This is a genomic window from Hespellia stercorisuis DSM 15480 (assembly GCF_900142165.1).
Taxonomy (GTDB): domain Bacteria; phylum Bacillota; class Clostridia; order Lachnospirales; family Lachnospiraceae; genus Hespellia; species Hespellia stercorisuis.
Genome location: NZ_FQZY01000099.1, coordinates 1 through 11,600 on the forward strand (window position 1 = coordinate 1; position 11,600 = coordinate 11,600).

The following is an 11,600-nucleotide window of genomic DNA, read 5'->3' on the forward strand; positions in this document are numbered from 1 at the left end:
CAATTGCTCATAACATCAATAAACTTCACAGAAAAATACAATCCGGTAAAATAGGACAGCATTTATTTGAACTTAAAACAGCATGATTTTTGAACTATCAAAATTCAAAACAACCTTTTCATAGAAGGTCTGGTTCAAGTACGCCCAAAAATCAATATGAATCAGAAATGGAATAAAAAGGACATTTCTGTAGGAAAAAAAGAGCTGCGCACCGCTGAATTTAATCAGCTAGTGCGACAGCCCCATTTTATGTTATATCTCAGTGAAAGAATAACTGCCCACCCTTAGCTGATTCATGCAGTATTTGAAAAAACATAAGATTCGCACCGGCAACCTTATTTAAAAATATAAAATTCGCACTTTCAACCGGTTTTGAAAAAACATAAAAATCGCACTTGCATTTTCCAGAAAATAATGTTAATATAAAATACGTTCGCGGGTGTAGTTCAATGGTAGAACACTAGCCTTCCAAGCTAGATACGTGGGTTCGATTCCCATCACCCGCTTTTTTTGTACCCATTTTTATTTTCAGAAGTCAAAACAGGACTGGAATGCCAACCCTGTTTTGTTTTTTTCTTTATAAACTTTATAATTATTATATTTTAGTTTAGGATTCCTTTATAACATTGACACAACTTATACACAGTTTCCACTTATACTTGTAGTCAGATAGTTGATACAGACTATCGCCCCCTCACAAAGTATGGCATAGCAGAATGCCTGCTTTACTCTCATTCCTTTAGGTATAAAAATGACCGGCTGTTCCATGACAGCCGGTCATTTTGCGTAAACTCTCCATCCAGACATTTCTGTGCCAGTATATTGGCTCTAAATGAAACTTTTTTTCACTTAGTCACCTCTTGAAACGAATATTTCTTCACCTTCTCCTTAAATCGACAAAAAAGTAAACTTTTCTTCATAGTTAATCCCCATTGATTTTATTACAATACTTTATACATCTATACATAAATCAACACCGCAGTTCCAGACTGTTCTGGTTTCGAACTGCCATATGAAGCCGCCGCACTGAAATGTGGACTTCGTCCGAGGTATCTGCGCGGACACCAAGGTTCCTCTTAGTGCAAATTAATGAAGGGAGAGAGAAAACTATGTATGAGTCACTGGCACAAGAAGCACAAAATATGCAGGATGAGATGGTTCTCTGGAGAAGAACACTCCACCAGATACCGGAGGTAGACATTCACCTGCCGCAAACTGTTCAGTTTATCACGGAACAGCTCGATGAAATGGGGATTACATATACCGTATTGGAGGATTGCTCCTGCATCGTGGCATCAATCGGCGTCGGAAACAAATGTATCATGCTCAGAGGCGACACGGATGGCCTTCCGGTTGTGGAGGAAAGCGGACTCGATTTCGCATCGACCAACGGATGCATGCACGGATGCGGGCATGATATGCACGCGACGATGCTTCTCGGCGCAGCAAAGCTGCTGAAGGCTCACGAAGCCGATCTGCCGGGCGTTGTAAAACTTCTATTTCAGTCTGGGGAAGAGACATTCCACGGAGCCAGGGCGGCACTTGCCGGAGGCGTCCTCGAGAATCCGCACGTCGATGCAGCATTTGCAATGCACGTGTTCGCCGGATTGTCCCCGAACGTATTGACCTACGGACCGCGCCCCATGGCATCCGTATACGGGTTTAAGATCACACTGACCGGAAGGGGCGGACACGGATCACAGCCGGAGATCTGTATTGACCCGATTAACGCCGGTGTGGAGGTCTATCACGCACTGCAGTCTCTGATTGCAAGAGAATGTCCGCCATCCGCGGAAGCTGCTCTCACCATCGGCCAGTTCAGCGCCGGGGACGCCGCCAATGTGATCCCTGAAAAATGTGTGCTGCAGGGCACGCTCCGGACCTTTGACAAAGAGGTCAGCACGCTTCTGATCCGCCGGATCAACGAGATCGTCCCCGCCGTGGCCACTGCATTCCGCACCACCTGCGTCGTCGAGGAGCTCAGCAACGTGCCTGGCGTCATAAACGACGAGACACTGAGCCGAGAGTATCTGGACAGCATCGAGGGGCTGAATCTCGGATACACCATTGTCCCGGGAATGCATGTGATGGGTTCGGAAGACTTTGCCATATTCTCCGACATCATTCCAGCCAGCTACTTCTTTTTCGGTGCCGGTGTGGAGGATCAGAGCAAATGGACCGGTCAGCACAACCCGAAAGTCCTATTCAATGAAGACGTGCTTTATAAAGGGGCTGCGATCCATGCCAAGATCGCCATGGACTGGCTGTCAAAGCACGGAAACGAATAATGTGATACTCGGGTCAAAAAGTTATCAATACCAATAGGAGGAAATGAGAAATGAATATAATGGATATTGCAAACAGTATTCCCATGTGGATTGCATGCGGAATACCCGTAGTTTTTGTATTAATACAGGCGGTTCTTTTTGCGAGGGGCGCTTACAATGCCGGAGAAAAAGTAGGTTTAAGTAAGACACAGATGAAAAAGGCCATGAAGAGCAGTGCCTTCACATCGATTGGACCTTCCATCGTGGTGCTGAGCGGAATGCTCTCGCTGCTGGTGACTGTCGGCGGTCCGATGGGATGGATGCGTCTCTCCATGATCGGTTCGGTTATGTTTGAATCCATCGCAGCGGGACTTGGAACCTCCGCGGTCGGTGTAACACTGGGAACTGACCCAATGACAGAAGAAGCTCTTGCCATGGCAGTATGGACCATGATCCTGTGTTCCATCGGATGGGTACTTTTCGCAACCTTCTCCGCCAACAAAATGGATAAGATCGAGCACAAGCTCTCCAAAGGAAATACTGGAACCCTGACCACCATCGCATCCTGTGCCATCATCGGTGTATTTGCGGCAATGTGCGCAAGCCACCTGTCAAAGCCTGTCTACTCCATGGTTCAGAAAGCAGATTCTGTCACCGTGGGAGCCGCAGGAAAAAATGCACTGGCATGTATTCTCGGAGCCATTTTCATGGCCATACTGACAACCGTTGCCAATAAGAAAAACATCGGCTGGTTAAAAGAATGGTCGCTCACCATCACCATTCTGGCTGCCATGATTATCACTGCGATTATATAAACAACTTTATCCAAGGAGGATTGAAAACTATGAATAATTATTATAAAGATGAATATGTGCCAAAAGTAAATAAAATTGGAAAGATCACCGGGTATCTGGGTGTGCTTGTTTCCTTCACGCCGGCACTGGTGCTTGCACTGGTCTTCGGAATCCTTCCAAAACCGGCTGCCCTTCTGACCGCATTTGTCAGCGGTGCCAGCGCATTCGGCGTACTGTGGTTCGTGGAGCCCATCTCCTACTTCCCGGTTGTCGGATCAGCCGGAACCTACATGGCATTCCTTTCCGGGAACATTTCCAACATGCGTATTCCATGTGCGAGTATGGCACAGGTATCCGCAGAGGTTGAGCCCGGAACAGACAAGGGCTCCATCATCGCAACACTCGGTATGGCCGTTTCGATCATCATCAACGTGGCGGTTCTCACCATCGGCGCCGTTCTCGGAACCTCCGTGCTGGCCATGCTGCCGGATGGAGTCCGGACTGCACTGAACTACCTGCTGCCTGCACTGTTCGGCGCACTGCTGATCCAGTTCGGTATCAAAATGAAAAAGCACAGCATCATCATGGTCGTGATCGCTCTCGTATTATATTTCCTGATCGGTATGGGCGTGTTCAACTGGCTGCCGGGCGCATCCAACTGGCTTGGAACCCTGGGCTGTGTATTTATCAGTATCGCCGTTGGTATGGCAACTATGAAGAACGCTGCAAAAACAGCGGCTTAATCTGCAGCCTTAGTACCTGCGCAGAATCAGCTTCTGCGTCGATTATGTCAGGCTTGCTCTGAAAATCTGACATGCAGCATCAGCCCATTTGGAGAAGCCAAATTCAGGATGGGCTGATGTTCAAATTGAGAGGTTCAATATGAAAAAACAATTCTTATATAATGAAATACAAAATCTGGAGCCCCTGTGCCGGGAAATGTGCCGGACGCTCTGGAACAATCCGGAGACAGGCGGACAGGAGCAACGCTCCTCCGCTTATCTGAAGGACATTCTCGAAAAAGAGGGCTTCACGATCAAAACTGACGAGCATCTGCCCTACGCATTCTGCGCGGAGTATGGGACCGGAAAACCGGTCATCGCCATCACCGCCGAGTACGATGCGCTCCCTGGCTTATCGCAGAAGGTCAGCGGCAAAAAAGATCCCATCGAGGCCGGTGGCCCGGGGCATGGATGCGGGCACAATCTGCTCGGATCCGCTGCCATAACGGCAGCCATCGCCGTAAAAAGATTTCTGGAGCAGGAACAAGTGCCGGGGACACTGAGACTGTACGGCTGTCCAGAGGAGGAACTGCTGAGCGGAAAAGTAAAAATGGCCTATTACCACATGTTCGACGGCTGCGATGCCGCGGTGACCTGGCATCCGTCCAGCACCAACATGGTCCATGACCGGGCATATCTGGCCAACGCCTCCGCACATTTCTACTTTAAGGGCCAGACCGCTCACGCGGGATTCGCACCGGAGCAGGGACGGAGTGCCCTGGACGCGGTAGAGCTTATGAATGTGGGAAGCAATTATCTGCGGGAGCACGTCATCGATCACACCCGGATCCACTACGCCACTGACAGCGGTAACTTTGCCCCGAACATCGTACCGGACAAAGCAAGCGCATGGTACTACGTGAGAGCACCACATCTGTCCGATGTAAAAGAGACCATGCTAAGAATCGAAAAAATCGCGCAGGGCGCGGCGCTCATGACCGAGACCGAGGTAGAAATTGCACTGGACTGCGGCTGCAGCGAACTGCTGGAAAACACTGCCTATGCAGATCTCACCTACGCAAATATCGCAGAGGCCGAGACCCCGCAGTACACAGAAGACGAACTTTTATTTGCAAAAAAGTTGCAAGAAAGTTTAAATCAAGGTATTATGGAAAAAGAGAGAAATTTATATCGAATCTATGATACCGCATTGGCACTGGAGGTATCTCCGCGGGAAATGTGGAAGACCTGTGAGATGAAGGCGTCCTCGGACACCGGTGACGTAAGCTGCCTGATGCCGACGAACATCTTCACCACGGCATGCTGGCCGGTGGGATGTGCACCGCACACCTGGCAGGCTGCCGCAGCAGCCGGGTCCAGCATCGGCGAGAAGGGCGCGCTGTATGCCGCGAGAATCAGTTCCGGCATCGTCTACGATCTGCTCACAAAGCCTGAGGACCTGAAGAAAATCACCGAAGAATTTAACGTGCGCCACAATGAGGAGTATGTTCCAATGTATCATGAAAAATAAGCGATACGATAATGTACCCGGTTTCTAGATGGAAACCGGGTGTTTTTACTTTAACGCATAATTTATTGAAACAAATGGAGGAAATGAAATGGGAATTGCAGTAAGAGAATTGCTTGCACTGGATTATTTTAAAGATTTTCATGTAGTCGCCGGACATAAGGGTCTGTCAAAGGAAATTCAGGGCATTGCCACCCTGGAGGCCCCGGATGCCACCCGCTGGTCCAAGGGAAAAGAACTGGTCCTCTCCTCCGGCTATGTGCTCCACCAGGAGCCCGACTGCATCCGCATTGCATTTGAAGAGGGACACATGCCGGTTACTTCTGCATTTATGCTCAAACGCGACCGCTATCTGGACCATATTCCGGAAGAGATGATCCAGCTCTTTGAAGAACACGATATCCCGCTGATTACCATGCCCTTTTCTATCCCATGGATGGAACTGATGAGCGAGATCAATATCGCCGTGATGAACCAGACCATCCGCAGATTTCGAATCAGCGGAAGCCAGGGCCTGAACAAGATCCCCAATGTATCCTACAAAGAGCAGAAGATCAAAAAAATCCTGCAGGCGGTGGAGGCAGAAATGGAATTTCCGGCATTTCTGTTTGATTTTCTGGAGGAGACCGGGTACTACAGTTCCGTCCATTTCCGCAGGATCGCCGATTCCTTCGGTCTGTCCGATGAAGATTTCTGGGATCCCTCCATGCCCCACACCAGACATACCCTCTGCGACTATATCCACATGAGCCGCTACCGTCTGGTGGAGCAGGAGGCGGGCGACAGACCGAGAGTCAGCTGGATCCGGATTCCCATCACGATTAACGGCACCCTTCAGGCATTTTTCGTGGTAATGGAATCCAGAGAGCTGTTGGATTACTACGACGAATACTCGATCCGGATCGCATTCCTGATGCTGCAGAGCCTGTACGAACAGATTACCATCACCAAAAATGTCGGCAATATCGGCTTCGAGAACTTTATTCTCTACGTGCTGAATTCCGACAAAGAGTGCAAGGATCTCATGTTCCAGGCCAACCTCCAGGGGTTGTCCCTGAACACCCAGTATACTTATGTTTTGTTTCAACACGAAGCACCGGCAGGCCGCATCGCCGGCGACAGATTATCCACTGAAGAGTACTATAGCGAACCTTCCCCCGACACCCAGTCCGCAAACAAGGGAGTGCAGAGCAGACGAAAGGAAATCATCCACGCATTTCAGGAGAGTAGTCTCCCCAAGGCCGCGCGCATCGCCATCATCGGTGAGAACGAGGGCATGCTCTTTATCAACGCCGAGGAGAACGCCGCTTCTGTTTTAGAACGTTTTCAAAGGCTCATGCTTGAAAAATGTCCGGAATTAAAATTACAATTTGGTATCAGCAGCGAAAAAAAGAATTTCTACGGACTCAAAGAAAGTGTCAACAAGTGCTGGAAGGCCCTGCAGATGGGACAACTGCTTTTCCCCCAGAAGAATATCTGGTATTATGAGGACATGGGGCCTCTCGCCTGGCTCCAGATCCCGGAGCCTGAACTCGAGGGAATGCTGTCACAGTATCGGGATCTGATGGCGGATGAAAGAAATGTCGAGCTGCTCCGAACCCTGAAGATCTATCTGGAAAACAACATGAATTACAGTATCACGGCAGAGAAAATGTTTGTTCATATCAATACCATCCGGAAACGGATTGAAAAGCTGAATGACGTCCTCACGCTGGACTGGGACAGCCCGATTGCCAAATTAAACGCCACGATTTTACTGCAGTTTCTTGATCTGTAACCGACTGCCCCATCCACCTCATGTGTATCCGCTTCACTGCTTTACGTATGAGGCAACAGCTGGTCGAATATGTTTTTTCTGTGCGGAAATAAAAGTATAAACAAAATAAACAACGTATGCTTAAAAAAAGCTGTACAAACCTTCACTTATCACATAAAATGAAATTCAGTGCCAATGCAGATGCACGCGAACACAGTTCGCTCACTGTGCCATCTGCTTCTCGTACCGGGGAACATCCTGCCAAAGGCGGGCCGGAACCTCAGTACCTAAAAATGACATAAACAGATTGGAGAAAACAAATGAACAATGATGTAATCGCAGTAGTTGCAGGACAAGAGATCACCGAGGCTGATTTTGACAGCTTCAAGCAGGGACTTCCTGCTGAACAGCAGGCATACCTTCAGAATCCGGACGCCGTGGAATTTTTCAAAAAGCAGTTTGTCTCTCTGTATTTATTTGCAGAACTCGGAAAAGAAGAAAAACTGAATGAAACCGAGGAGTACAAGGGCACCATGAAGAATGTGGAGCGTGATCTCCTCGGTCAGCTGGCTATGCGCAACGTATTACAGGCTGCCACAGTGACAGATGAAGAGGCTGAGAGCTATTACAACGAGCACAAAGAGCAGTTCCAGAAACCGGAAACTGTACACGCAAAACACATCCTGATGGAATCTGAGGATGAGATCAAAGATGTCCTGAACAATATCGAAGCGGAGTCCATCTCCTTCGAGGATGCCGCCCAGACACATTCCACCTGCCCATCCGGACAGCGCGGCGGTGATCTCGGCGAGTTTGGCCGCGGACAGATGGTTGCCGAATTTGAGGAGGCTGCATTCAACGCCGATCTCAACAAAGTCATCGGACCGGTAAAAACACAGTTCGGCTATCACCTGATCAAAGTGGAAAGCCACAGCGATGCCGCTGCTTCACCATACGCTGACGTGAAAGATTCTGTTAAGACCACTCTGATTCAGAATAAGCAAAAAGAGATCATCGAAGCAAAAGAAGCTGAATTAAGAGCTAAGTACTGCAAATAAAATAGCGTGTTGGTGTGTAATCATTTTAAAGGTGACTGCACTGCAGATTGCAAAAAAGAAAGTGCCCTCCGTGGAAGGCACTTTCTTTTTTGCGTTTATCTTATGATTCCTTCAGTTTTGCCTCCAGCGCATCTACAACCGTCTGCAGAACCTTAATTCTTGCATAGTACTTATCGTTACCTTCCACGACCACCCACGGTGACTTCGGAGTCGAGGTACGAATCAGCATCTCATCAACAGCTTCTTCATACTGGTCCCATTTTTCACGGTTTCTCCAGTCCTCATCCGTAATCTTCCACTGCTTCTCCGGATTCATCTTCCGCTCCTCGAAGCGCCGTTCCTGCTCATCCTTATCGATCTGCAGCCAGAATTTGATGACAACGGCACCCGCATTGACCAAATCATTCTCCATGTCATTGATCTCTTTGTATGCCCGCTGCCATTCTTCTTTTGTACAGAAGCCCTCGATACGCTCCACCATAACTCTTCCATACCAGGTGCGGTCAAAGATCGTGGCATGTCCGTTTTTGGGCATCGCCTCCCAGAATCTCCAGAGGTAATGGTGCTTGCGTTCAATGTCGTTGGGCGATGCGGTCGGGTGTACAACATAGCCTCTCGGATCCATCTTCTGCGTCAGACGCTTAATTGCGCCGCCCTTTCCACCTGCATCCCAGCCTTCAAATCCAAGTACCAGCGGGATTCTCTTGAGATACATTTCCCCATGAAGCTTCTTGATTTTCTTCTGGAGAACCTTCAGATTCTTTTTATATTCCTCTTCCGTTAATGACTTGGAAAGGTCTGCCTTCGAAAGAATCGAGCTCTGCAGTTCTTTATCGTATTCTTGTTTTACTGTCGACTGAGGCACTTCTGGCTTTGGCCGTTTTGCCGCCTCTACCTTCGCCCTCAGAATCTGGATAACGGTCGTATAGATCTTGATCGTCGCAAATCTGCGGTCCGTCGCCTCTACCAGCGTCCATGGTGCATAATCTGTGTCTGTCTTCTGCAGCATCTCTTCGTTGATTGCAAGATACTTGGCAAACTTCTCATTGCGTTCCAGATCCCCCTTTGTCACACGCCATGCCGTATCCTTTGATTCCAGCAGCTTATCAAACCTTTTTCTCTGTTCCTTCTGATCGACACATAAAAAAATCTTGATGATAGCCATCCCTCCATCGGATAACTGACGTTCAAATGCGCAGATGGAATCATAAGCATCGCCCAGTTGTTCATTCGTTATGAGTTTTTCAAAACGCTCAATTAAAACCCTGCGATACCAGCTGCTGTCGTAGATTGCAATCCTTCCATTCTCCGGAGTTTTCGTCCAGAAACGCCACAGGAACGGATACATCCGCTCATTTTCCGTCTCCTGCTTGACCGCATGCACCTCAAAACCACGCGGATCCAGCGCCTGAATCAGTTCTGCGATCTGTGATCCCTTTCCCGCCGCATCAAATCCTTCAAATGCGATCATGACCGGAATTTCCAGTGTCTTACATTCTCTTTGAAGCTCGCCCAGCTGTGCTTGAAGCTCCTCAAGCCTCTCCTTGTAAGTCTCCTTGTCCATCTTTTTTGTTAAATCCATTTTCTCAAGCATACATTAGCCTCCTTATATTTTAACATGACGCAGTTAACCCAGATATTCATATAGCTTATAATTTTTATGTCTCTCGATATCTTCTAAACACTTCTATGTTTTTTCATCACCGTACTCATTTTTTTCGGATTTGGTAAACTGAGATCTATTCCGATAAAGATTTTAATCAGCCACACAAAAAACATCAGCACGAGAATTGGAATTACACAGGACGTCACAATCATCACCGCAAGCGCTTCAATCAGATTATTCAGAATCGTCTCCACCTTCTTTATCACCCCGGATACTCCGTCCTTTACCTTGGAAATAATTCCGGCAAACCATCCTTCCTCATCCTGCTTCGCGCTGTCCGTGATCTCCTTTGTCGTCTCCTGGGCCGAATCAATGGTTTCCTCTATGGACGAATCATAAGTCGCCTCTATCAGATCAGCCACTTTCACGCTCACCGGGACTACCAATACAATCGCAATTGCAAATATAAACATCTTCTTTGCCAGAATACTGATAATGTCCCGCTCCCAAAACACGTTGGAAGCAAACAGCAGACACGCGATCGGGATCAGCAGCACAAATGCTGCATATCCTGTAATTGTCAGCAAATATTTTTCCAGATATATCGCGCAGATCACCACAAGAAAATACGAGCTCAAATCCGCAAGCTTATCTGCGATCGGAGTCGCCACATCCCCCGGAATCAATGTGATTGCCGCCGATGCAGCCGTCGATGTCGCAGTCAGCGCCAACGCCGTATTTCTCTTCTCATCCAGCGATTCAATCGTCTTTTCATGGAACTTTGCGGATGTCGCGTACTTCGACACCACAAAGATAGAAAGGACTGCTATAATCAGCGGAATCACCACCATCAGTATTTTTTTGTATTTTGCATTCATAAGTAATTTATCCTCTTTACGTGTAATTTTTCTTTCCCCCGTCCTTATTAGATTTTTCAGCTTATAATATATTATTTTACATCTTTAAAGTGGAAAAAGCCATATATTTCAGCCTGCCGAATGAAATATATGGCTTTCTCACGAACTTTTATCTTTCCGCTCCGATCAGTGCTACAACCCCAATTACCACAAGTATTGGCAGTGCCACTGAAACCAGTCCGCCGACTACCATACAGATCAATATCACCGGTAAAAATACCACCGTAAACAGCACCTTTGTAATTCCCCATGTCGCTCTGATGGCAAGCATAATCAGCTTTCCGAAAACCACAAACATCATAATCACAAATATTAACGTCAACATTCTATCTTCCTCCTATCTGCCTTTCCCACATGGTCAAATCATTTAAAACCTTTTCCTCTTCCTTCACATTTCTATGGAATTGAGATACATCTTCCAATCCCAGCTTTTTGCTGTATTCAGGCTGCTCCTTCATCTTCTCCAACAGCCTGATCCTTTGAATCCTTTCCGTGCAGGTCATATCAATCCTCTCCTTATAAACGCATTTCCAAACCACATCATATCCGTTGTCTCTCACATGCGTGTGTCGCAGGTTATCGTGAACTTTTCATCTTTTACATGAAAAATCGTTCTCTTTGATATACATATAGTGTAACTGTTCAGAACTCCATTAGTTAAAGATGATATCGGAATTCCCTAAAAGGGCTTCTCTGATTGCTGTAAAAGCATTTATTCCATGCTTATGAGCAGTCCCAATATAGCTCATGATTGTAAGATATTCCTGTGCGCCTTCCTCACTGCGAAAACATCCTGAGACCTTGGTTTTAACCTTAATCATGCGCAAATCACGTTCCGCAAGGTTATTATCAAACGGAACACAGAGATTCTTTATAAATAAGCAGACTGATGCCTTGTAATTCACAAGTCTGTCAATTAGATTTAGTACCTTGGTCTTTTTCTTTCGACCAC

At 47.3% G+C, this 11,600-nt stretch carries 11 protein-coding genes and 1 tRNA gene; 7 read left to right on the forward strand and 5 right to left on the reverse strand.

The window, feature by feature from the left end:
* Positions 1-435: 435 nt before the first annotated feature.
* The 7 genes from BUB85_RS19320 (at position 436) to BUB85_RS19350 (ending at position 8,125) form a co-directional block, all read left to right on the forward strand.
* Positions 436-506 (forward strand) — tRNA-Gly (locus BUB85_RS19320).
* Between the two features lie 603 nt (positions 507-1,109).
* On the forward strand, positions 1,110-2,288 hold the full coding sequence (locus tag BUB85_RS19325) for a M20 metallopeptidase family protein (protein ID WP_073113143.1): 1,179 nt from the start codon (positions 1,110-1,112) through the stop codon (positions 2,286-2,288).
* Positions 2,289-2,338: 50 nt separating this feature from the next.
* Entirely contained in the window at positions 2,339-3,082 is a 744-nt protein-coding gene (locus BUB85_RS19330; RefSeq protein ID WP_073113144.1) for a DUF5058 family protein, read from the forward strand.
* Between the two features lie 29 nt (positions 3,083-3,111).
* The gene (locus BUB85_RS19335) at positions 3,112-3,804 is read left to right on the forward strand and encodes a hypothetical protein (RefSeq protein ID WP_073113145.1); all 693 of its coding nucleotides are present in this window, start codon (positions 3,112-3,114) and stop codon (positions 3,802-3,804) included.
* Between the two features lie 139 nt (positions 3,805-3,943).
* Positions 3,944-5,314, forward strand: a complete 1,371-nt coding sequence (locus tag BUB85_RS19340) for an amidohydrolase (protein WP_073113146.1) — start codon at positions 3,944-3,946, stop codon at positions 5,312-5,314.
* 88 nt (positions 5,315-5,402) lie between these two features.
* Positions 5,403-7,088 carry a PucR family transcriptional regulator gene (locus BUB85_RS19345; protein WP_073113147.1) on the forward strand — a complete coding sequence of 562 codons (1,686 nt, stop codon included), beginning with the start codon at positions 5,403-5,405 and terminating at the stop codon, positions 7,086-7,088.
* Positions 7,089-7,387: 299 nt separating this feature from the next.
* On the forward strand, positions 7,388-8,125 hold the full coding sequence (locus tag BUB85_RS19350) for a peptidylprolyl isomerase (protein ID WP_073113148.1): 738 nt from the start codon (positions 7,388-7,390) through the stop codon (positions 8,123-8,125).
* A gap of 100 nt (positions 8,126-8,225) precedes the next feature.
* On the opposite strand, the gene pap is transcribed toward BUB85_RS19350, so the two are convergent.
* The 5 genes from pap to BUB85_RS19370 form a co-directional block, all read right to left on the reverse strand.
* On the reverse strand, positions 8,226-9,719 hold the full coding sequence (pap, locus tag BUB85_RS19355) for a polyphosphate:AMP phosphotransferase (protein ID WP_073113149.1): 1,494 nt from the start codon (positions 9,717-9,719) through the stop codon (positions 8,226-8,228).
* Positions 9,720-9,802: 83 nt separating this feature from the next.
* Positions 9,803-10,609 carry a hypothetical protein gene (locus BUB85_RS19360; protein WP_084534144.1) on the reverse strand — a complete coding sequence of 269 codons (807 nt, stop codon included), beginning with the start codon at positions 10,607-10,609 and terminating at the stop codon, positions 9,803-9,805.
* Between the two features lie 148 nt (positions 10,610-10,757).
* On the reverse strand, positions 10,758-10,973 hold the full coding sequence (locus BUB85_RS19365; RefSeq protein WP_073113150.1) for a hypothetical protein: 216 nt from the start codon (positions 10,971-10,973) through the stop codon (positions 10,758-10,760).
* A gap of 1 nt (position 10,974) precedes the next feature.
* Positions 10,975-11,151, reverse strand: coding sequence for a hypothetical protein (locus tag BUB85_RS21610; RefSeq protein ID WP_159434685.1), 177 nt, complete (start codon positions 11,149-11,151; stop codon positions 10,975-10,977).
* Between the two features lie 150 nt (positions 11,152-11,301).
* On the reverse strand, positions 11,302-11,600 hold a 299-nt coding region (locus BUB85_RS19370; protein WP_143160794.1), incomplete at its 5' end, for an IS66 family transposase.